A 21,168-nucleotide genomic window follows, 5' to 3' on the forward strand; every position below is an offset into this window, starting at 1 on the left:
AGGTTAGCCGTTGGGACTCAAAGTTATTTAAGGAACGAAATCAAATGGTTGCTCTGGACCTTTAATTGGATAAGCAACCCCGTTTTCCGTATAAGGTTTAAACTTCGCACTTTTTACAGCACGCAAAATCTTTGCCTCTACAACAGGAGGACAGTTACTACGCAAGAAGCGAACATCAGTCACTCGACCTTTCTCATCCGCATCTATAGAAACGTTTGCAGAACAAGCTTTATTATCTAATTCCTTCGTTGTTATAGATACCTTCGGTGAACGGCTCCACTGTACACCTGAACCACCAATTGAAACTCGTTTCGGTGATGGATCTGGAGCAGGTTGAGCTTTAGGCGCTTCTTGTACTACCGGCTTAGGTTTTTCGACAACTTTTTCAGTAACTGTTGTCGTCGTTGTCACCACTTTGGTTTCAACTTTAGGTTCTGTCTTTACTGTTTGTTTTGGTGTTTCGGCCTTTTTCACCTGTTGAATTTTTTCCACTTTTTTGGGTGGTGTCACAGGCTTTTCAACAACTTTAACTTCTTTTACCTCTTTCTTAGGTTCCGGCTTTTTAGGTGGTTCCTTCGGTTTAGGAGGCAGTGGTTTTGGTTGCTCTTGAATTTTTACGAAACGTACCTGTAAAGGCTTCTTCTCGATTGGCTTTAATTCAGCAGGCTTAATATGGCTGACCGCCCATAAGACCCCGATATGACCAATTGCAACCGCAATTAGTGCAGTGATGACTTTCTTTTTCATCGGATTGGGAGAGTTTAAGGCTGCGGAAGATTGACTCATAAGAATCTAATTACCTAATGGATGATGATTTCAGATTTCTATTTGTAGAAACGATTTCAAACATCGGATAGAACAATAAAGTGCCACAATAATAAATGAGAAGTGTTTTCATTTGCAACTATTTTTTGAGAAAAACATTTGCTCAAGATCCCTACTTTGTATCAGTTAAGTGTCTTTGCTTTTGTTTTCTCATAGTTACATGAACGAGTATCTCTTGTTCACAAAGTGTTTAATCTAACTTATATAGCTAGGCTAATTTCACTATGAAGAGATCAAATCCTAACATAAACTCATTCATCATTGTTACGTTATATCATTTCAATATTTTTTTTGATATAAAAAAACACGCATGAAGCGTGCTTTTTTTTTTAAATAAGCGTTATTTAAAAAACAACCGTCTTGTTGCCATCAACAATGATACGGTCTTCCAAATGCCATTTTACTGCACGTGCCAATACATTACGCTCTACATCTTCACCTAGCTCACGAAGTTGCTCAACATTATAGTCATGGCTTACACGCTCAACGTCTTGCTCAATAATTGGGCCTTGGTCTAGATCAGCAGTCACATAATGAGCTGTCGCACCAATTAACTTCACACCTTTTTCATAAGCTTGCTTGTATGGGTTAGCACCCACGAAAGCTGGCAAGAAAGAATGGTGAATATTGATGATTTTCATTTCCCATTTCGCAACAAAATCTTCGCTTAAAATCTGCATGTAACGTGCAAGAACCAATAAGTCATTGCCTTGCATCATTTCATCAATTTGTGCATAAGCTTCAGCTTTATTGTCTTTTGTTACTTTAATTACAGTAAATGGAATACCGAAGTTCTCAACGGATTCACGTAAATCTTCATGGTTAGAAATTACATGCGTAATTTCACAAGGTAACGACCCACGTGCATGACGCCATAATAACTCAAGTAAAGCATGGTCGACTTTAGAAACTAAAATACCAACCTTTTTAATTTCGTTTACGAAAGCCAGACGCCATTGCATGCCATAACGCTCAGCAACGTTCGCAGCAAATGTTTGAATTAATGCATCTTTACGCGACTGTAAATGGTCAAGTTCAAATTCAACACGCATGAAATAACGTCCGCCCTGAGCTTCCGTCGCATACTGGTCAAGCGCGGTAATGTTTGCACCTTGGTGGTACAAAAAGCTCGATACAGCCTGTACGATCCCAGGCTTGTCTTCACAAGTAATCAGTAAACGGGCTGTATTGGCAGTGGTCATATTCATTTGGTTAATATCACTTAATTGAGTCAATTTTTTAATAAGCCGAGTATTCTAGCGCTCTAAATAAACAAGCACAACTATTCATCTTTTAACGACGATAAGCTGGCGAATAGATCAGAAGGTCCCAGTGACTCAAGCAACTGCTCATAAGTTGCTCGGCTTTCTCCCATCAGATAAGGACCTTCAAGGAAAACCATTTGACGTAATGCCTGCCAAACCCATTTTTCTTCTAAGTGGTTATTGTCACTAATGTGACCAGACATATATAAAAAGTTTGTCCAGTTTGTTAATACAATCCACAAGTTAATAATGAGTGCTTCAATTTCAGACGGCGTCATTTTCATAAGACCTGCATCGACAAAGGCTTGATAAATCTTTTGCCCCTGCTGCATGACCTGTCCAGCAAACCGTGGATAAATCTTTTTAAAGTCTTCGTTACTTTCAACTAAATGATACACATCGCGATGAATAAAACGATAACTCCATAGTTGACCGCTTAACACTTGAAAATAGCTGATTTTATCATTGGTCGTTAATGGCCTGTCTTCAGGTAAAGAAAGCATGTCTAAAGTCTCAACCTGATATTGGTACATTAACTCTTTAATGATTTCATGCTTATTCCGAAAATGATAATACAAGTTTCCCGGACTAATACCTAACTCTGCAGCAATATGATTGGTTGTAACCGACCGTTCACCTCGCTCGTTAAAAAGCTGCAAACTGATTTGTAAAATCCGGTCTTTTGTCTTCAGAGCTTTAGGTAGAGACATTTTAATAACCTTTAATAATTCACATGGTTAAGACTTAAACACATAAACTGACTTGACTATTTAGAGTATTTACTCTAAAAAATAAGTATATCAGTATATTTGGTAAGTACCGATGAACAGTCAAACAAAAACAAATCCAGAGACTCAGCTTCCTTATGATGTAAAGCATTTACATGACTTGCTTGAACAACAAAAGCTTGCTTATTTACGTCATCCGGTACCCACTGCTAAAGAGCGTATTGATCGTTTAGCTCGTCTTAAAAGAGTCTTGGTAAAATATCAAGATCAGATTGCCGAAGCAATTAACCTTGATTACGGCAATCGTGCAATTATGGAAACAAAAATTGGTGAGCTACTCACTAGTTTGGAACAAATCAAATATTACAGTAAGCATCTGACTGCGTGGATGAAACCTTCAAAACGCCATATCAGTGTATTACATCAGCCAGCAAAAGGTTGGGTACAATATCAGCCTATGGGTGTAATTGGTATTATTACACCATGGAATTACCCATTATTACTTTCGGTTGGACCTCTGATCTGTGCACTAGCTGCGGGCAACCATGCCATGATCAAAATTTCTAGTGCCTCTCCAAATTTTGGACGTGTCCTTGAAAGTGCATTAGCAGAAGCATTCCCACAAGAATTAGTTGCTGTGGTAAATGGTGGTGGCGTTATTTCAGATGCGTTTAGTCATTTGCCTTTTGACAAAATGATTTTCACAGGCTCAACTTCTGTTGGTAAAACAGTGATGGCAGCCGCAGCTCAAAATCTAGTTCCAGTTATTCTTGAGTTAGGCGGAAAATCTCCTGCCCTAGTACATGCGTCAATGGACATGAAAGATGTTGCCCAGCGTATTGCTGTAGGTAAATTATGGAATGCAGGACAAACTTGTGTTGCGCCAGATCATATTTTCTTACCACGAGGCAAAACTGCCGAGTTCATCGAAAACTTTAAATTGATTGTGGCTGGAATGTATCCTCATTTCCGCAACAACCAAGACTACACCTCTATTATTAATGATAAACAGTACAACCGCATTCAGGGTTATCTTGAAAATGCCCGTGATCAAGGTGCACGTATTGTTGAAATTAATCCGCAAAATGAAATTTTAGATGATGTCCGTAAAATTGCGCCAACTTTAGTCACTGGGGTGACGACCGCAATGGATATTATGCAAAATGAAATCTTCGGGCCTATTCTACCGATTTTAGAATATGACCAAATAGAAGAAGTCATCGAATTCATTAATAGTCGTCCACGTCCTCTAGCGATGTATTATTTTGATTATGATCAAGCGCGTGCTGACTATATTGCACAGCACACCCATTCAGGGCATTTCGGAATTAACATGGTGATTACCCATGTTGCACAAGATGATTTACCGTTTGGCGGAATTGGCGCATCAGGTATGGGTAAATATCACGGACCAGAGGGCTTTTTTAGCCTTTCTCATGAGCGTTCGGTGATGTCAAATCCAAAACTTTATAGCCTTAAATACATTCTTCCACCGTTCAATAAGCCGATTCATCGTTTCATTTCGAAAACCTTGTTGCGCTAACTGATCAAGGCATGATCTGTTATACTAAATCATGCCTCGTTTTTACCAATTTCGCTTGTCTTTTAATCGTATTTTTGGTATAAAACGCCCCTTGAATGAATTCATCCGTTTACATTTAGTATGACTGGCCACAGATTTGCTGTTGGCTGAATCAATGGAGTTACACCATGTCTAAGGTTTGCCAAGTTACCGGCAAGCGTCCAGTCGTTGGTAACAACGTCTCACACGCCAACAACAAAACCAAGCGCCGGTTCGAGCCGAACCTGCACCACCACCGTTTCTGGTTAGAAAGCGAAAAACGTTTTGTACGTCTTCGTTTAACCACTAAAGGTATGCGTATTATTGACAAATTGGGTATCGAAAAGGTTGTTGCAGACCTTCGTGCTCAAGGTCAAAAGATCTAAGGAGTCTGAGCAATGCGTGATAAGATTCGCCTCGTTTCTTCAGCTGGTACAGGTTACTTCTATACCACGACTAAAAACAAACGTACTATGCCGGAAAAAATGGAAATCAAAAAATTTGATCCAAAAATCCGTCAACACGTGATTTTCAAAGAAGCTAAAATCAAATAATTTTAGCCTCGAAAAAAACGACTTCTTTATGAAGTCGTTTTTTTTTGCATTTTTTTTATACCCACCTTTTTGTTAAACTTTCTCTACATTCCGCCTTGGCATTTTTTATGCTTGTTTTTAGCCTAACTCACGTAAAAGGAGTTTTTAGTGCCGCATGACGTAGATTTAATTATTTTACTTGCCGTTGGTTTCGGTGTTGCCCTCATTTTTGGCTATATTGCAGCCCGATTACGACTCCCCCCTCTTATCGGCTATTTAATTGCCGGAATTATTATTAGCCCAAATACACCTGGTATCGTCGCAGACATTCACCTTGCCAATCAGCTTGCAGAACTCGGGGTCATGTTCCTAATGTTTGGTGTAGGGATGCACTTTTCATTAAAAGACTTATTACTAGTTCGTCGTATTGCCTTGCCTGGCGCAATTTTACAGATCGCTGTTGCAACCTTACTTGGTATTGGCGTTTCAATGCTATGGGGATGGAGTTTCGGGTCTGCACTCGTTTTTGGCTTAAGTCTATCGTGTGCGAGCACGGTTGTATTATTAAAAGCATTAGGAGACCGAGGTCTTTTAGACTCAGTTAACGGCAAAATTGCTGTGGGTTGGCTGTTAGTCGAAGACTTAGTGATGGTACTGGTTTTAGTACTTCTTCCGGCTACAGCTGTTTTACTCGGTGGAAAAGCACCAGCAGGTGCAGACGGAAATATCTGGTTAACCCTTGGAATAACTTTATTAAAAGTGATTGGCTTTATTGCCTTTATGCTTATTGTAGGCAAGCGTGTTGTGCCTATTATTATGCAATTCGTTGCTCGGTTAGGGTCAAGAGAGCTATTTACGCTGACTGTCGTCGCTGCTGCTGTTTCGATTGCTTACGGCTCTTATGCCATCTTTGGGGTTTCAATGGCTTTAGGCGCATTCTTTGCGGGTATGGTCGTTAAAGAATCAGACTTTAGCCATCGTGCAGAAGAAGAAACTCTTCCTCTACGTGAAATTTTCTCGATTTTATTTTTCGTTTCTGTAGGCATGCTGTTTGATCCACATATTCTTGTGGAGAGTCCGCTACATATTTTAGCTGTTATCGCGATTATTATGGTGGGTAAGACTCTTGCTGCAATGGCATTGGTTTTATTCTTCCGCTATCCAATCAATACAGCTTTAACAGTCGGGGCAAGCCTTGCACAGATTGGTGAGTTTTCATTTATTTTGGCGACACTTGGTGTTTCTTTAAGCCTATTAAGCCTAGAAGCTCAGAATTTAATTCTAGCTGGCGCTTTATTTTCAATTACGCTTAACTCTTTCATCTTCTCAGCCATTGAGCCTGTACAACGCTGGATTCGTGAACGCTCTCACTTAGCTCGACTGCTTGAACGTAGTGGTGACCCATTAGCAATGTTACCCGATGAAGTTGATCAAGCTTACTTACGTGATCAGGTCGTGATTGTGGGATATGGCGGTGTAGGACGACGCATTACTGAAAATTTAATTAATGAAAATATTAAAGTCGTTATTGCAGAAGAGAATCGTGAAATCGTAGAAAAACTACGTAATGCAAATATTGCTGCTGTGAGTGGTGTTGCTACTGAACCAAGTGTTTTAATTCAAGCACATATCATGCATGCACGACTATTAGTGATCTCACCTATGGATATTTTAGATATTCACCGTATTGTGGCGATTGCCAAGCAATTAAATCCTCAAATTCAGGTATTAATTTGCGCGGAAAGCAAAGAAGAAGCAGCGGTTATCCGTGACGAAAATATTGGAGAGGTGTTCTATGCAAAAGAAGAAATGGCAAAGAATATGAGCCACCACATCTTAAATCAGATCGAGCTTGCTCATCAGTCAACGGTTCATTAACTCCATATAAAAAGCGTACTCAAGAGTACGCTTTTTTTAACTCAAGAATTTAGGCTGTTCGTCTAATACCTCAGCCTGCCACTCGTTTACCTGCTTTTCCAGCAGTCCAAACAATGCAGCCTGAATCATATGCTGAGCAACAACTGGAGTCTGCTCACCCAAGATTGCTTTGACTTCATCGCTAAATTGAATTTTAACCAAGGGTTCATTCTCAGAACCTGCATTACGCAAGGCGAGTTCACCACCTTCGAGTTGAACTAATTCCAACACTGCTTCTTGATTTCCAAATAACTCTTTCAATTGCTGTATAGACATATACTTCCTCCATGTTTCAACATGGTGGCAAAGCACCCTTGCACTTTGCATCTCTTGTCTTATTTATATAGGCACACCTAGTCTAAATTTCAAGCATCTAGGCAGTTTAATTTTAGAACTCGACCATTTCGTTACGAAAACCATCAATTAAATGACTTAATTCTCGGTGCCATTCACGCAAGATTTTAACATCTGGCAACCAAGACTGAGGCCCTTGTGTCACTTTAATAATGAGGTTAGAAGAAGTTTCTTCTTCTGGAGTCGGTTCTTTGGGTTCTGGGGCGTATTGGCACATACGATAAGCTCGTTTTAACTCTGCAACAAAACCATCTTTTGCCAATTGCTGCAAAACGGACACTTCAGGAGAAACCTGCCCTTTTGCAGCCATATGTTCCTCTATAGATTTTAAGGTGGGTTGCAAATCATTTAAACGGTAATAACGTACCAATTCTTGTAAGAACGCTAACATTGCGCCATGTAAATGAAATACAGCTGCTTCACGGTAAGCTTGTACCTGCTGCACATGATCGGTCTGCTCTGCCTGTTGACACGCTAGACGTGCAAAATAGAGCTTCTGATTGGTACGATCGGCATGATAACGAGCAACACGTGACATAACTAAACTTTCCTGTTCTAAAATCGCCATTGCAATAGCTATTCTTAGCTTAACGACTCCATTGATAAAATCAACGTTATTTATGGTAAATCCAGCTCAACTTGATAAATTTTATGTTTAGCTAAAATTTTCACTGGCTGTTTTATAGGACGAACATTACTTAAGACCCAAGCAAAATAGCCTTCACTCCAAGCAGATGCACAGGCTAAATTGACCTCGTCATTTCGCCAAGCATGAATAGAGTCGACATCAACTAAAGCGACAGCAACTCCTTCCTCTTCATCAGTATCTTTAATCAGAAAGTTCTGGTTTTCGACAATTAATAGATCTTTCACTGGTAACTGCGTAGGCACCCATGAACGCACTTCAAGTGTTTTGATACCTTCAGCAATACGAGTACCATTGGGCGTTACAATCGAGAGAGCTAAAAATTGTCTTTTCATCAGAAAAACTTATTCTTCGGCTGCTTTAACTCGAATTCCATAGCCTTTAACTTTAAGCATATTTAAGCCTTTAATTGCCTTAATCGCTTCACGTGGATTCGGCATTTCAACAAAACCAAAGCCTTTCGATTTACCTGTGTCTTTATCAGTCACAAGAACACATGTATCAACTTTACCATATGCCTTAAACAACTCTAAAACTTCAGCTTCACTTACAGCACGATCTAAATTACGAACTAATATTTTCATTTTCTAACCTTAATTGGCAATAAAAGGGAGGGCCAATATACATTTAAGTAATCACAGCGTCTTATACAGTAGTTTAGTCCAGATCGATACCAAAACCTAAATTTACTGCAGGAGATCTGTTCCATTGTTTTTTAGTAAATTGCTGAGGTACTTGCCTATGAATCTTTGTTTGAACCAAATGTGCAGGCAGATCATTTAAGAAATAACTCTCGACTTTACGACCTTGCTCATCATAAGTGTCTTGCGACCACGTATTAAGATTTTGCTTCGTCAAAATTAATTCATTTTCAGCACGCGTTAAGGCAACATATAGCACACGGCGTTCTTCCTCAACATCATCAAAATCACCCTGAGCCCTTGCATAAGGATATTGATTTGGCGATACGTGAGGTACATAACAAACTTTCTGTTCGGCACCCTTAGCTGAATGAATCGTAATTAAAGTTACTAAATCTTGATCAGCAGCTTTTTCAATTTCAGAAACTGAAATCGGCTCAAGTACATATTCCTCAAGGAATTCACCTAACGACGCATGCTTTCGTGCAAGTTGCTTAACCAAATCAAAGTCTTTTAAACGACGTGACCAATCTTTGGTTTTATAATTTTGCTCTAGCTGTTCACCTAAAGCATCAAGAGCCAAGCCAATACTTGCCTCGACATGCTGCTGTAATACATCTAGTTGTTTTAAAATTAAAATCGCTTGTAGAGGTACCTTGCCATGACGTTCAAGTCGCTGACAGCGCTCCTCGACATCAACAATTCCCATCAGCTCTTGGGCTAACTTACTCGCTCCAACATCGCCAATCCCATCCCACAAGGTTAAAAACCGCATCCAAGCCAAATCATCGTGAGGGTTACTCACAATACGTAACAGGCTAAGTACATCTTTTACATGAGCCGACTCAAGAAGCTTTACCCCACCAATAAAACGATAAGGTATTTCAGCAGCAATAAAAGCCCCTTCTAGATATCGGGCACTATAACCAGAACGGACTAACACCATGTGGTCATGCCAGTTTGCACCTTGCTGGTGGCGCGTTATTAAATCCTGTGCAATCCAGTTTGCTTCTTCAAATTCATTGCCAAACAAATGTAGTTGTGGCTTTTGCCCTTGACCACGATGCGCTTGTAGCTGTTTTTGATAATCAATTGGGCTATGTGCCAATAACCAATTTGATAAATCTAGAATTTCTTGAGTCGAGCGATAATTTAAAGCGAGTGTAAGTACTTCTGCATCGGGTATTCGTTCTTTAAAAGAATGAATATTTTCAAAGTCTGCGCCACGAAAGCCATAAATGGACTGAGCGTCATCACCCACGCAAAATAACTTCACTTTACCAATTAAGGGCTGCAACAAAGCCCATTGCAAAGGGTTTGTATCTTGCATTTCATCAACTAGCAATGCCTGACAAAAGCCTGCCACCCAATTGGTCAACGCTTCTGAGTTTTGTAAATGAACAGCCACAATCGACAAGATATCGTCGTAATCTAAAAAATTACGCTCTCTTTTACGTTGCTCATAAGTTTTCATCAACTCAGCAATTTGTGCCTTGTGCTCATAGGCTTCTGGAAGTTGCTTAAGCAGTGCTTCAGAAAGCTTGGTTTGAGTATTTCTTGCATAGGAATATAGATCGCACAGCTCTGCCGCTTTAGGTAAAACATTATCTTTGTCTTTACCTCTTAATAAACGGAACATCAGCAACTGATCATCACGATCAATAATACTAAATTGATTTAAGCCAAAAGCTTGTGGATTACGACGCAGTAAATACATACAAAAAGTATGAAAAGTCGAAGCTCTTAGGCCCTTTGCCTGTGCTCCTACATGCTGCTCTACTCTTGCAACAATCTCACTCGCAGCACGTCGAGTAAAAGTTAAAATCTGGATTTGATTCGCTGGTAAGCCTTGATCAATTAAATAGGCGGCACGTGCAACAATTGTCTTTGTCTTGCCACAACCAGCGCCCGCCAAAACTAAACAGTTCTGCGCAGATGTCGTGGCTGCTTTTTTTTGCTGAGCATTTAGTTCATTAATTAATTTTGCAAGACTCATAACACATATCGCTAAAACACCAAGACATAGTTTAACAGACCCAACCATAGATGCGTCTGCCCGTCATAAAAACAAAAAGAGCACCTAAAGTGCTCTTTGATTCAATATTCTTATTTAAGATACTGTTTTTGAACTAGATGGTAGATGCTTAATCGCAGAAGCCAAACCTAGAAAATTAATGCCTTGAAATAAGATATCTATGGCAAGGAACATTCCTAGCACCCAAAAAGGTGAATCTTTAGAAACCAAAATTAAAATACCTGTAGCGAGTGTTAATAATCCGGAGAATAAAGTCCAGCCCCAGCCCGTAATTGGCTTAAGTAAAATTGCGTTTATTGTACGTATAGTCCCAGCGATGATAAGTGCAATCGATAGTAAGCTTGTTAAAACTACCGCTGTTTTTACAGGAGTAGAAAAAGCGTAATAACCCGCTATTAAATAAAGTACACCAAACAGTGCCCATAACCATCGGCTTGCGCCTTTAAAAACACTAATAGCCGCAACAAGATGTAAAACACCTCCGACCATCATGAGTATTCCAAATAAAAAAACGACAGAAAAAGTCGCAAATGGTAATGAACTAAACAAAATCAGACCGAAGCCAATAAGCACAAAGCCTAATATCAAATACCACTTACGATCAGCATGTAACTGATTGCGCACCAAATCATTACCGACAGTTTTCATCATGGCCACTCTTATTATCAGGTATTAGAATTTCATCTACCTAATAATAGTGATACACTTCACATTTTTTGTCTGTATAAGATCTGCATCGTTTATTATCAATTAATGTGGATAAAGCAGTATTTATCCACAATTTTATTTCACCCAACCAATTTCTTGAGCTGTAGGTAAACCTATTATCGTTTCATGTAAACCATTCGGCATTTTACTGCTCTGCTCAGATAATGGTGTTCGACCACCCATGATTTCAGCGTCAGTTTGCGGATATAAAGGCACTTTTTCAGGTTGCGCATAACCTAGAGGGTAAAGCGGTTGACCAGTTTTTAAATCATATTTGTCTTGTGCCCCAAAGCCATGTAATAGCTCATGAACAATCACGACCTGATTTTGGGAAGCTTGTGTGTTGGTCGCAAATAAATTCACACTACCAATACGACCTTTTTCCAAAGCAGTCGAATGGATCAAAACTTTTTGATAATGGGGATCGTAATAATTTAAATAAAGCTTAAGTGATGCCCCATTGTCTTCAGGTTGTTGATGCCGCCATGCATAAAAACGGAACTTTAAACTCCACCACATCACATGAAAGATATTGGCATTTTGAGGAGCCTCAGGAGGTCGTTGTTGTAATGGCTGACCTAAACGAATTACAAAGTTTCCTGATTGACTACGATAGTGTTGCGACCATTCTCCTAAATAATTTCTTATTCTCTCAAAATCAGTGTATTGCAACTGATGAATATAGCTCTGTGTTGTCTGCAAACCGTCTGCATTAATAGGATGTAAAACGACAACAATAGGTTGATTCCAATCTTGGTTTTGATCTCGCCATGCCTGAACAGCAACAATCAATAAAATAATTAACAAACATAAAACTCGAATGTTTTTCCACATTCTTTTTCCCCATAGATTTAAAATTTTCTTTTATTGTTTTAGATACAAAAAATGCTAGCTGAGCTAGCATTTTTTATTGTGGACTTAATTAGCCCTCAACCCATTTACCATTTTGATAAATTAGGCTCCATTTAGTTTGTTTGCCTTCTGGAGTTTCCGAGCCTACATATTGTGATTGATTCTTACGACTGAATTTCACAACTGTCGGATTACCTTCAGGGTCTACATCTGGAGCTTGTAAAATAAACTGGTATTTAGGATCAAGCTGAGCAGCAACACTACGCAATTCCGCAACTTTTGGCGCACGTGTTTCACGAATTTTCGGGAATTTACTTGCGGCCAAAAACAGACCAGCAGCACCATCACGCAACACGAAATAGTCATCATGCTTTGTTGAGCGCAAATGTTCCATCTTGATCGGTTCTACACGTGGAGGTGCAGGTTGACCGCTTTTCAAGACTTTACGGGTGTTGTCACAGCTTGTACAAGCGAAATACGGGCCAAAACGACCAGTCTTAAGCTGCATCTCACCATCACATTTATCACATGGAATGGTTGGTCCATCGTAGCCTTTAATCTTGAACTCGCCTTCTTCAAGCTCAAAACCGTCACAATCAGGGTTGTTACCACATACATGTAGTTTACGACCACCATCAATTACATAGCTGTCCATGGCTGTGCCACATTTTGCACAACGATGTTTTGACATCAAGTCTGCGGTTTCAGCACCATCATCATCAGAAAGAGCAGCTAAGGACTCAACAGGTGTTAAGTTCAAAGTACCTTTACAACGCTCTTTAGGCGGTAAGTTATAACCAGAACAACCTAAGAACACGCCTGTTGTACCTGTACGAATCTGCATTGGACGTGAACATTCAGGACAATGTACTGCTGGCACTTCAACCGGCTGGTTACGACGCATGCCGTGCTCGCCTTGAGCATTGGTAAGACGTTTCTTGAAATCACCATAGAAAGTATCAAGTAACTCTTTCCAGTTACGCTCGCCTGTTGCAACTTTATCGAGCTGCCCCTCAAGGTCTGCTGTAAAGGCATAATTCATCAAATTATTGAAACTTTCATCAAGTCGGTCCGTGACAATTTCACCCATTTTTTCGGCGAAAAGACGACGGTTTTCTAACTTAACGTAGCCACGTTCTTGAATCGTAGAAATAATCGCTGCATAAGTCGAAGGACGACCAATACTACGTTTTTCGAGTTCTTTTACCAAAGAAGCTTCAGTAAAACGTGCAGGTGGTTTAGTAAAGTGCTGACTTGGGTCTAACTTCTCTAATTTTAAAATTTCGCCTACTTTAATTGCAGGCAGAATAATATCGTCATCAGACTTGTTGGCACCACGCACTCGTGTAAAACCATCAAATACAAGCGTACGGCCTTTTGCCTTCAATTCAACATCAGCAGCTTCAACCGTTAAAGTTGAAGATAAATATTCTGCTGGAGTCATTTGACAAGCAACAAACTGACGCCAGATCAAATCATATAAACGCTGAGCATCACGCTCTACACCTGCAAGTTGGTCACCTGTAAGCGCAACATTAGAAGGACGAATTGCTTCATGGGCTTCTTGAGCACCGGCTTTGTTACCATAGCGGTTTGGTTTTGCAGGTAAATATTTCTCACCAAATTGGCTTTCAATATGAGCACGTACCATGCTTACTGCATCGTCACTCAAGAACGTTGAGTCAGTACGCATATAGGTAATAAAACCTGCTTCATATAGACGCTGTGCCAACATCATGGTTTTCTTTACAGAAAAACCTAGACGTGTACTTGCAGCCTGTTGCAGCGTTGAAGTGATATACGGTGCACTTGGATTGACCTTAGTCGGTTTATCTTCACGCTGTGCAACTTTATATTCAGCACCTTTTAAAACATCCAATAAAGCATCAGTTTCAGCTTTATTTTTCAGTTTAAGGGTTTTACCAGCTTGCTTAACTGCTTCAAGACGAATGTCATCTTTCTTGGCTTGCGTGTCTGCAAAAACTTGCCAGTATTCTTCTGGTATAAAAGCACGAATTTCTCTTTCACGCTCTACAACCAGTTTCACTGCTACAGACTGTACACGACCTGCCGATAAACCACGGGCAATCTTTTCCCACAGCAATGGTGAAACCATAAAGCCAACAACACGGTCTAAGAAACGGCGTGCTTGCTGTGCATTAACTCGGTTTAAATCTAGGCGGGTAGGTTGTTTAAATGCTTCTTGAATGGCATTTTTAGTAATTTCGTTAAATACCACGCGATGATAACGACTGTCATCACCACCAATAACTTCTCTTAGGTGCCAAGCAATGGCTTCCCCTTCTCTATCCAAGTCCGTTGCGAGATAGATTGCATCGGCATCTTTGGCGAGTTTCTTTAGTTCAGCAACAACATTTTCCTTACCTGGCAGAACTTCGTAATGAGCTTCCCAACCATGTTCAGGATCAACCCCCATACGATTAACTAAAGCCTGACTGGCTTTTTGTTCTTTTTCTGCTTCAGTGAGTTTAGTCCGTGCAGCCGGCTTTTTCTCAGTTGATTTACTGCCACCTGTTGGCAAATCACGCACGTGACCTACAGAAGACTTTACAATGTATTGCGAACCCAGATATTTATTGATGGTTTTCGCTTTGGCAGGCGACTCCACAATCACTAAGGCACGTTTATGTGCAGCAGATGCAGTAGATGCTGTGCTTTGAGATGCAGAGCGCGAGGTATTCGCCATATAAAATGTTATTCCTATACCAATAAATTTAAAAATCAGGCTTTAGCCAAGTTCAACAGATAAGCCTTCATCTCATCTAATTGTGTTGCTCTCAGGTCTGATTCCTCATCCCAATAAAGCCCTACACAGTTTGCCTGCATATCAATAGCATAAATCCCTTTTAATGCAATGGGAGAATCATTAAATTTCTCATCACCCTGAAGCACTTTTAATTTGCCGTCTACAACGCGAGCGCGCATTAAAGATAAACGGGCATCGGGAATCAATACACTATAATAAGCAACCATGCTGGCACGCTTTTCAGTCGCCATTGGGACATGTGTCCATTCAGGTGCAACGATTACACGCGGGTGTAAACCCATTTTACGAGCTTTATCACGCATAATACCAAGTGCCTTTTCACGTGGGCTCACTCTTAAACCAAAAATGGAGCCTAGTACGAAAAGAACAATGATAACGGTAACCCAAATTCCCATATTGTCCATAGCAAAACCTATTAATCTCTTTTATTAGAGTTGCATAAGCGGACCAGAAAACGCAAGTTTCATCATAAAAATAATGCCCAATCCAGGGGCAAGCTTAAAAATAGTCAGATTTCACAGTGCAAATTACAATGAGCTAACTCAAATATAATTAAGGATTCGAATTACGATCCACAAGTGTCAGCTTTCCAAACTGGTCAATATGAGCATCCCCCCACTGTTTTAAAGCAAACAGAATTTTCTCAAGACTTTGTCCCAAATCAGTCAGGCAGTATTCTACTTTAGGTGGTACCTGAGGATAGACTTCCCGATGAATAATTCCATCTTGTTCCAATTCACGTAGCTGATTTGTCAGCATTCTTTGGGTAATGCTCGGAACACGCTTTCGAATTTCGTTAAACCTCAAGGTACCTTCATTAAATAAATGCCAAAGAATGACGCATTTCCATTTTCCATCAATCAAACTAATGGCTGCTTCAACAGAACATCCCGGAGAACAATCAAAACTTGAATGTCGTACTTTTGCCATTTTACAGTATCCTTTTTGACACTATGAGCGTTATTTGTCTGTAGTTACTTATTTTAAGCTTACGTTATGATCAAACTCTCAACAAGAGGAATGATAATTATGAAAGCTGTGGCATATCAAAAAGCGGGGCCTATTACATCGCCAGAAGCACTCGTCGATATTGAACTCGATGCCCCTATTGCTGAAGGACACGATTTACTTGTTCGTGTACAAGCTGTTTCAGTAAATCCGGTAGATACTAAAATTCGAAAGAATGTAAGCCCTGAGAATAATCAGTGGAAAACTCTTGGCTGGGATGCAGTAGGTGTAGTTGAAGCGATTGGAGATAAAGTTACTCAATTTAAGATTGGCGATATTGTTTGGTATGCAGGTGCTCTTAATCGTCAAGGTAGTAATAGCGAATTACAACTCGTTGATGAACGCATTGTTGGCCATAAACCAAAAACTTTAGAAGTAACCGAGGCGGCAGCTCTCCCTTTAACTGCAATCACGGCTTGGGAGATGTTATTTGATCGCCTGCAAGTTCCAAAGAAAGCGCCAGAAAACACAACAATATTAGTGATTGGTGGAGCTGGTGGTGTTGGTTCAATCACCATTCAACTTCTTAAACAGCTGACAAACCTAACAATTATTGCAACAGCTTCACGAGCAGAAACTCAAGACTGGGTTAAGCAACTTGGAGCAGATTATGTGTTAGATCACCGTCAACCTTTAGCAGCCCAAATCAAGCAATTAGATTTAAAGGCACCTTTATATGTGTTCTCAACTACTCAAACAGATCAGCATTTAGCAGATATTGTCGAGTTGATTGCACCGCAAGGCCGTTTTGGGCTTATTGATGATCCTGAACAGTTAGATATCAAACCGTTTAAAACCAAGTCTGTATCTGTGCATTGGGAATTTATGTTTACACGTTCAATGTTCCAGACCGAAGATATGGCAAAACAAAGTGAACTATTAAATGAGGTCAGCAAGCTGGTTGATGATGGGAAAATCAAAACGACTGTAACGGAAGTTATAAGTCCAATTAATGCTGAAAATTTAAAACGAGTTCATCAGCAAATTGAAAGTGGCACAACAAAAGGTAAGATCGTCTTACAAGGTTTTTAAGCAAAATTGGGAAATATTCCCAAATAAAAAGGCAAGTATTGAACTTGCCTTTTTATTAATAGTGGGGAGGTTTATTCGTTAATGGGTCAAAAGGTGCAATGCCTTCTGATAAATCCGACGATTCCACACGTTGATAAAGAAATTGCATTTGTTTTTTCAAATCAGCTATTTCTTGAGTTTGAATAGCGAGTTGTTGATTTAATTGTTCAACTAAATCATCCAAAAATGTAATTCGCACTTGCAAATCTTCAATGGGTGCGGAAAATGACGCTTGATCATCATGATATGGTGGTTTAGTCATTTAAATCCTCATTTGAGATTCTGGAAAACATTATGGCCTATATTACCCTAAGGGATGTCCAACTTGCTTTTGGCGGACCTGCCCTGCTCGATGGCGCGAACTTTAATCTAGAACGTGGCGAACGAGTCTGTTTAATTGGTCGTAATGGTGAAGGTAAGTCTACTTTACTTAAACTGATCGAGGGAAGCCTATTACCAGATTCTGGTGAAGTTTCTATTCAAAATGGTTTAACTGTTTCAATGTTAGCCCAAGACGTTCCAATGGATTCAGGTAAGGTTGCTGACATTGTAGCTGATGGTGCAGGAGAAGCTGCCGAAGTACTCAGAGCTTATCATGAAGCAACTGATGCTTGTATGCTGGGAGATATGGAAGCTTGTGACCGTATGGGCAACCTACAGCATAAGCTCGACCAACTCGACGGCTGGGCACTCGAAAACAAGGTCAATGCCCTGTTAAGTAAAATGGGACTCGATCCAAATGCAGATTTGGCAGATCTTTCGGGAGGACGTAAACGCCGTGTTTTACTCGCCCGCGCTCTTTTGACACAACCGGACGTATTACTTCTAGATGAACCGACCAACCATCTAGATGTTGAAAGTATTGAATGGTTAGAAAAATTTCTACTCGATCAAAATAATTTAACGCTACTATTTATTTCGCATGACCGTTCTTTTGTAGACAGCATTGCGACTCGAATTGTTGAACTTGACCGTGGCATCCTACGTGGTTATGAAGGTAACTATTCACGCTATTTAGAGCTTAAAGCTCAGCAAATGGAAGCAGAAGAGAAACAAAATGCTTTATTTGATAAAAAGTTAGCTGAAGAAGAAGCTTGGATTCGTCAAGGGATTAAAGCACGTCGTACGCGTAATGAAGGTCGTGTGCGCGCCTTAAAAGCTTTACGTGAAGAATCGAAAGCTCGCCGTTCACAACAAGGCAAAGTGAGCATGGCGACTCAAGAAGCAAATCGCTCTGGTAAATTAGTATTTGATATTGAGCACCTAAGTGTATCTTATGATGATAAGCCACTGATTAAAGATTTCTCTACACTAGTCATGCGTGGTGACCGTATTGGCCTAGTCGGTGATAACGGTGTCGGTAAAACGACGTTAATTAAAGCCATTTTAGGTGAAATCGAGCACGGTGGTTCTGTTAAGACTGGTACACAGTTAGAAGTTGCTTATTTTGACCAATTACGTAATGCCTTAGACCTTGAAAAAACAGTCATGGCAAACGTTTCAGAAGGCTCTGACTTTGTTGATGTAAATGGTAACCGTCGACATATCTATAGCTATCTACAAGATTTCTTGTTTTCGCCTGAACGCGCACGCACACCAGTAAAAGCCCTTTCTGGTGGTGAGCGTAACCGTATTTTACTTGCTAAATTACTGCTTAAACCATCGAATCTGATTGTAATGGACGAACCAACCAATGACTTGGATATGGTGACTCTTGAGCTACTTGAAGAGATGCTTTCTGAATATAAAGGTACCCTGTTACTCATTTCGCATGACCGTGCATTTATGGACAACGTCGTAACATCGACTTGGGTATTTGATGGTAAAGGCAATATTGCAGAGTATATTGGTGGCTACCAAGACTATTTGCAGCAACGACCAGATGATAAAGTCGTAGACCAAAAGTCTGATGTTAAAAAAGCTCAGGCAAAAGCCGAAGCTGAAAAAGCCGCAGCACAAAGTAACGTTAAAAAGGTAAAACTGAGTTATAAAGACCAACGTGAACTTGAGCAACTTCCTGCCGAAATCGAGAAACTGGAAGTTGAACAAGCAGAACTTTCTGACAAGCTGGCAGATGGTTCATGGTTTGTCAGTAATGCCGATGAAGCAACTAAAGCAAGTCAGCGTCTCGCAGAAATTGAAGAGGTATTACTTGAAAAATTAGAACGCTGGGATGAACTTGAACAAATGAGCAAAGGAAATTAATTCACTTTTATTTCCTTTAAAGTAAGTAATAAAAGCCTCCTTAAATTAAGGGGGCTTTTTTCAGAATATCTATAAATTTTTTAAAGCAAAAAATCTATAAAAAAATAGATGATAAGTGATTAAGTTTAGTTAGGCTTAATAGTTTTAAATACCGCTCTGATTGAATATAAGACTTATAAAAATAATTATGTTATATCTACCCATATAATAATATTCGAGTATTTTTCATGCTAGATCTTTCTCAAATTTTAGCATTCGGATTAATCTGTTTGGCAATGGTGCTCACCCCTGGCCCAAACATGATTTATCTTATTTCTCGTTCAATTTGCCAAGGAAAAATAGCGGGATTTATTTCACTCGCTGGTGTTGGCGTTGGCTTCGTATTTTATATGCTTTGCGCTTCTTTCGGGATTACAGCCCTTATTGTTGCAGTCCCTTATGCTTACGACACCATCCGTATTGCAGGAGCAATTTATTTACTCTGGCTAGCATGGAAAGCGCTACGTCCCAATGCATCCCCAATTTTTGATGTAAAACAATTATCAGTAGACTCTCCAGCTAAACTATTTTTAATGGGTTTCGCTACAAATCTACTTAATCCTAAAATTGCGATTATGTATTTATCGTTATTGCCACAGTTTATTCATCCACAGCAAGGCAGTATTTTATGGCAATCCATTCAGCTCGGGACTATTCAAATTTTTGTCAGCGTCTCGGTAAATGCGCTGATTGTACTTTCCGCGGGTAGCATTGCCCTTTTTCTTCAACAAAAGCCTCTTTGGGCAAATATACAACGCTGGCTTATGGGAACGGTGTTAGCTGGGCTTGCTGTTCGTATTCTTTTAGAAAATCGCCGATAACCACGGTTTACTTCCTCATCTTAACCGCTCAATTCAACAGTGTATTACGACGATAAATTCAGTTCGTGATACACTTTTGCCAGTTTTAATTTTGAATTCTTTATATCGTTATGAGCCAAAAGCAGACTTATACGCCCGGTGAATTTCAATGGTCCTTTTTATTACCTAAATATTGGGGTATTTGGATTGCCATTGTTTTTTTAATGCTTTTGGCTATTTTACCATGGGCAATTCAGTGGCGTCTGGCTCATGGCTTAGCAAATCTTGCTTGGAAATATTTAAAATCTCGCCGAAAAACGACTATTCGTAATTTAGAAGTCTGCTTTCCCGAATGGTCAACTGAAAAAGTACAGCAACAAGCTAAGCAAGTTTTTGTCGATATGATGCTTGGTATTTTTGAGACATTAAACGCATGGTATAAGCCTTACTGGTTTAAAAACCGCGTCACCATTGAAGGCTTAGAACACATTACCAACGCCCAAGCTCAAGGCAAAGGCGTTTTATTATTGGGAACTCATAGTACCCTTCTTGATGCGGGTGGCTATGTTTGTGCTCAATATTTCGAGCCAGATGTTGTGTACCGCCCTCAAAATAATCCATTGCTCGATATGCTGATTTATCGTTGCCGTGGCACCATCTATAAAGCACAAATCGATCATGATGATATGCGTGGTTTAATTCGCCACCTTAAAGATGGCGATGCAATTTGGTATAGCCCCGATCAAGACTTCGGACTTAAACAAGGGGTGATGGCACCCTTCTTTGGTGTGCCTGCTGCTACCGTAACCGCTCACCGTCGTTTATTAAAAATCTCAAAAGCGGTTGCCGTTCCTTTATATTTTTACCGTCATGGTGATGTACAAGATCCTAAATATCATATTTTGATTGAACCTGCGGTCGAAAATATGCCAAGTGAACATGAAGTCGATGATGCAACTCGAGTTAATAAAATTATTGAAAATCAACTTCGCATCGCACCGACTCAATATATGTGGTTCCATCGTCGTTTTAAGACACGTCCAGAGGGTTATGAAGAGATCTATTAAGATAAAGCTGTGATAATTTTAAATTGATAGTAAGTACTGCCTCAATTTAAAGTGAAATTCAAATACTATCGAATAGGCAGCCTTACTTTTCAAGGATAAAAAGTAAGCAAAATCCTTTGTTTCAC

At 39.8% G+C, this 21,168-nt stretch carries 22 protein-coding genes; 8 read left to right on the forward strand and 14 right to left on the reverse strand.

The features are described from left to right. Positions 1-27: 27 nt before the first annotated feature. From RFW85_RS11410 to RFW85_RS11420, 3 genes are all read right to left on the reverse strand, one after another. Complete coding sequence (locus RFW85_RS11410) at positions 28-786, reverse strand: energy transducer TonB (protein ID WP_216076481.1); 759 nt, start codon at positions 784-786, stop codon at positions 28-30. Between the two features lie 383 nt (positions 787-1,169). Beyond that, a complete protein-coding gene (gene purU, locus RFW85_RS11415) occupies positions 1,170-2,033 on the reverse strand; it encodes a formyltetrahydrofolate deformylase (RefSeq protein ID WP_005066088.1) in 864 nt (287 codons plus the stop codon). Between the two features lie 74 nt (positions 2,034-2,107). Beyond that, positions 2,108-2,800 carry a TetR/AcrR family transcriptional regulator gene (locus RFW85_RS11420; RefSeq protein ID WP_086265051.1) on the reverse strand — a complete coding sequence of 231 codons (693 nt, stop codon included), beginning with the start codon at positions 2,798-2,800 and terminating at the stop codon, positions 2,108-2,110. A gap of 112 nt (positions 2,801-2,912) precedes the next feature. Between RFW85_RS11420 and RFW85_RS11425 the strand changes: the two genes are divergently transcribed. The 4 genes from RFW85_RS11425 (at position 2,913) to RFW85_RS11440 (ending at position 6,790) form a co-directional block, all read left to right on the forward strand. Then, the gene (locus tag RFW85_RS11425; protein ID WP_086265052.1) at positions 2,913-4,361 is read left to right on the forward strand and encodes a coniferyl aldehyde dehydrogenase; all 1,449 of its coding nucleotides are present in this window, start codon (positions 2,913-2,915) and stop codon (positions 4,359-4,361) included. 167 nt (positions 4,362-4,528) lie between these two features. After that, entirely contained in the window at positions 4,529-4,765 is a 237-nt protein-coding gene (rpmB, locus tag RFW85_RS11430) for a 50S ribosomal protein L28 (protein ID WP_000048256.1), read from the forward strand. A gap of 12 nt (positions 4,766-4,777) precedes the next feature. Next, the gene (rpmG, locus tag RFW85_RS11435; protein WP_001205031.1) at positions 4,778-4,933 is read left to right on the forward strand and encodes a 50S ribosomal protein L33; all 156 of its coding nucleotides are present in this window, start codon (positions 4,778-4,780) and stop codon (positions 4,931-4,933) included. 147 nt (positions 4,934-5,080) lie between these two features. Then, the gene (locus tag RFW85_RS11440; RefSeq protein WP_170247626.1) at positions 5,081-6,790 is read left to right on the forward strand and encodes a cation:proton antiporter; all 1,710 of its coding nucleotides are present in this window, start codon (positions 5,081-5,083) and stop codon (positions 6,788-6,790) included. A 36-nt stretch (positions 6,791-6,826) separates the two neighbouring features. Here the strand turns inward: RFW85_RS11440 and RFW85_RS11445 are convergent, their stop codons facing one another. The 10 genes from RFW85_RS11445 to RFW85_RS11490 all read right to left on the reverse strand — a co-directional run bounded on the left by RFW85_RS11445 (position 6,827) and on the right by RFW85_RS11490 (position 15,783). Further along, on the reverse strand, positions 6,827-7,105 hold the full coding sequence (locus tag RFW85_RS11445) for a hypothetical protein (protein WP_002114792.1): 279 nt from the start codon (positions 7,103-7,105) through the stop codon (positions 6,827-6,829). Between the two features lie 112 nt (positions 7,106-7,217). Continuing rightward, complete coding sequence (locus tag RFW85_RS11450) at positions 7,218-7,721, reverse strand: DUF6586 family protein (RefSeq protein ID WP_005066079.1); 504 nt, start codon at positions 7,719-7,721, stop codon at positions 7,218-7,220. Between the two features lie 80 nt (positions 7,722-7,801). Next, complete coding sequence (locus RFW85_RS11455) at positions 7,802-8,164, reverse strand: ASCH domain-containing protein (RefSeq protein WP_170247625.1); 363 nt, start codon at positions 8,162-8,164, stop codon at positions 7,802-7,804. Between the two features lie 9 nt (positions 8,165-8,173). Next, a complete protein-coding gene (locus tag RFW85_RS11460; protein ID WP_170247624.1) occupies positions 8,174-8,413 on the reverse strand; it encodes an RNA-binding protein in 240 nt (79 codons plus the stop codon). A 73-nt stretch (positions 8,414-8,486) separates the two neighbouring features. Continuing rightward, complete coding sequence (locus RFW85_RS11465) at positions 8,487-10,466, reverse strand: ATP-dependent helicase (RefSeq protein WP_170247623.1); 1,980 nt, start codon at positions 10,464-10,466, stop codon at positions 8,487-8,489. 114 nt (positions 10,467-10,580) lie between these two features. Next, positions 10,581-11,162, reverse strand: a complete 582-nt coding sequence (locus RFW85_RS11470) for an HdeD family acid-resistance protein (RefSeq protein ID WP_170247622.1) — start codon at positions 11,160-11,162, stop codon at positions 10,581-10,583. A 126-nt stretch (positions 11,163-11,288) separates the two neighbouring features. Then, positions 11,289-12,047 carry a hypothetical protein gene (locus RFW85_RS11475; RefSeq protein WP_170247621.1) on the reverse strand — a complete coding sequence of 253 codons (759 nt, stop codon included), beginning with the start codon at positions 12,045-12,047 and terminating at the stop codon, positions 11,289-11,291. Between the two features lie 88 nt (positions 12,048-12,135). Then, entirely contained in the window at positions 12,136-14,772 is a 2,637-nt protein-coding gene (gene topA / locus RFW85_RS11480; protein WP_170247620.1) for a type I DNA topoisomerase, read from the reverse strand. 35 nt (positions 14,773-14,807) lie between these two features. Then, positions 14,808-15,257 (reverse strand): ammonium transporter, encoded by a 450-nt coding sequence (locus tag RFW85_RS11485; protein ID WP_170247619.1) that lies wholly within the window; start codon positions 15,255-15,257, stop codon positions 14,808-14,810. A 148-nt stretch (positions 15,258-15,405) separates the two neighbouring features. Next, positions 15,406-15,783, reverse strand: a complete 378-nt coding sequence (locus tag RFW85_RS11490; protein WP_069141742.1) for a helix-turn-helix domain-containing protein — start codon at positions 15,781-15,783, stop codon at positions 15,406-15,408. 99 nt (positions 15,784-15,882) lie between these two features. Here RFW85_RS11490 and RFW85_RS11495 point away from each other — a divergent pair, with 99 nt between their 5' ends. After that, entirely contained in the window at positions 15,883-16,893 is a 1,011-nt protein-coding gene (locus RFW85_RS11495) for a zinc-binding alcohol dehydrogenase family protein (RefSeq protein WP_170247618.1), read from the forward strand. A gap of 55 nt (positions 16,894-16,948) precedes the next feature. Here the strand turns inward: RFW85_RS11495 and RFW85_RS11500 are convergent, their stop codons facing one another. Further along, complete coding sequence (locus RFW85_RS11500) at positions 16,949-17,194, reverse strand: SlyX family protein (RefSeq protein WP_002115104.1); 246 nt, start codon at positions 17,192-17,194, stop codon at positions 16,949-16,951. Positions 17,195-17,226: 32 nt separating this feature from the next. On the opposite strand from RFW85_RS11500, the gene RFW85_RS11505 reads away from it, so the two are divergent. From RFW85_RS11505 to RFW85_RS11515, 3 genes are all read left to right on the forward strand, one after another. Beyond that, the gene (locus tag RFW85_RS11505) at positions 17,227-19,137 is read left to right on the forward strand and encodes an ATP-binding cassette domain-containing protein (RefSeq protein ID WP_002114959.1); all 1,911 of its coding nucleotides are present in this window, start codon (positions 17,227-17,229) and stop codon (positions 19,135-19,137) included. A 227-nt stretch (positions 19,138-19,364) separates the two neighbouring features. Next, positions 19,365-19,997 carry a LysE family translocator gene (locus tag RFW85_RS11510; protein WP_170247617.1) on the forward strand — a complete coding sequence of 211 codons (633 nt, stop codon included), beginning with the start codon at positions 19,365-19,367 and terminating at the stop codon, positions 19,995-19,997. A gap of 110 nt (positions 19,998-20,107) precedes the next feature. Continuing rightward, entirely contained in the window at positions 20,108-21,043 is a 936-nt protein-coding gene (locus RFW85_RS11515) for a lauroyl acyltransferase (protein WP_170247616.1), read from the forward strand. Positions 21,044-21,168: the final 125 nt, after the last annotated feature.

The sequence above is a fragment of the Acinetobacter sp. 12966 genome (genome assembly GCF_031196995.1).
GTDB lineage: Bacteria > Pseudomonadota > Gammaproteobacteria > Pseudomonadales > Moraxellaceae > Acinetobacter > Acinetobacter geminorum.

Excerpts from the sequence above, each read along its gene's own strand:
- RFW85_RS11410 (WP_216076481.1), bottom strand. The coding sequence starts at position 786 with ATGAGTCAATCTTCCGCAGCCTTAAACTCTCCCAATCCGATGAAAAAG.
- purU (WP_005066088.1), bottom strand. The coding sequence starts at position 2,033 with ATGAATATGACCACTGCCAATACAGCCCGTTTACTGATTACTTGTGAA.
- RFW85_RS11420 (WP_086265051.1), bottom strand. The coding sequence starts at position 2,800 with ATGTCTCTACCTAAAGCTCTGAAGACAAAAGACCGGATTTTACAAATC.
- RFW85_RS11425 (WP_086265052.1), top strand. The coding sequence starts at position 2,913 with ATGAACAGTCAAACAAAAACAAATCCAGAGACTCAGCTTCCTTATGAT.
- rpmB (WP_000048256.1), top strand. The coding sequence starts at position 4,529 with ATGTCTAAGGTTTGCCAAGTTACCGGCAAGCGTCCAGTCGTTGGTAAC.
- rpmG (WP_001205031.1), top strand. The coding sequence starts at position 4,778 with ATGCGTGATAAGATTCGCCTCGTTTCTTCAGCTGGTACAGGTTACTTC.
- RFW85_RS11445 (WP_002114792.1), bottom strand. The coding sequence starts at position 7,105 with ATGTCTATACAGCAATTGAAAGAGTTATTTGGAAATCAAGAAGCAGTG.
- RFW85_RS11450 (WP_005066079.1), bottom strand. The coding sequence starts at position 7,721 with ATGTCACGTGTTGCTCGTTATCATGCCGATCGTACCAATCAGAAGCTC.
- RFW85_RS11455 (WP_170247625.1), bottom strand. The coding sequence starts at position 8,164 with ATGAAAAGACAATTTTTAGCTCTCTCGATTGTAACGCCCAATGGTACT.
- RFW85_RS11460 (WP_170247624.1), bottom strand. The coding sequence starts at position 8,413 with ATGAAAATATTAGTTCGTAATTTAGATCGTGCTGTAAGTGAAGCTGAA.
- RFW85_RS11465 (WP_170247623.1), bottom strand. The coding sequence starts at position 10,466 with ATGAGTCTTGCAAAATTAATTAATGAACTAAATGCTCAGCAAAAAAAA.
- RFW85_RS11475 (WP_170247621.1), bottom strand. The coding sequence starts at position 12,047 with ATGTGGAAAAACATTCGAGTTTTATGTTTGTTAATTATTTTATTGATT.
- topA (WP_170247620.1), bottom strand. The coding sequence starts at position 14,772 with ATGGCGAATACCTCGCGCTCTGCATCTCAAAGCACAGCATCTACTGCA.
- RFW85_RS11485 (WP_170247619.1), bottom strand. The coding sequence starts at position 15,257 with ATGGACAATATGGGAATTTGGGTTACCGTTATCATTGTTCTTTTCGTA.
- RFW85_RS11490 (WP_069141742.1), bottom strand. The coding sequence starts at position 15,783 with ATGGCAAAAGTACGACATTCAAGTTTTGATTGTTCTCCGGGATGTTCT.
- RFW85_RS11495 (WP_170247618.1), top strand. The coding sequence starts at position 15,883 with ATGAAAGCTGTGGCATATCAAAAAGCGGGGCCTATTACATCGCCAGAA.
- RFW85_RS11500 (WP_002115104.1), bottom strand. The coding sequence starts at position 17,194 with ATGACTAAACCACCATATCATGATGATCAAGCGTCATTTTCCGCACCC.
- RFW85_RS11505 (WP_002114959.1), top strand. The coding sequence starts at position 17,227 with ATGGCCTATATTACCCTAAGGGATGTCCAACTTGCTTTTGGCGGACCT.
- RFW85_RS11510 (WP_170247617.1), top strand. The coding sequence starts at position 19,365 with ATGCTAGATCTTTCTCAAATTTTAGCATTCGGATTAATCTGTTTGGCA.
- RFW85_RS11515 (WP_170247616.1), top strand. The coding sequence starts at position 20,108 with ATGAGCCAAAAGCAGACTTATACGCCCGGTGAATTTCAATGGTCCTTT.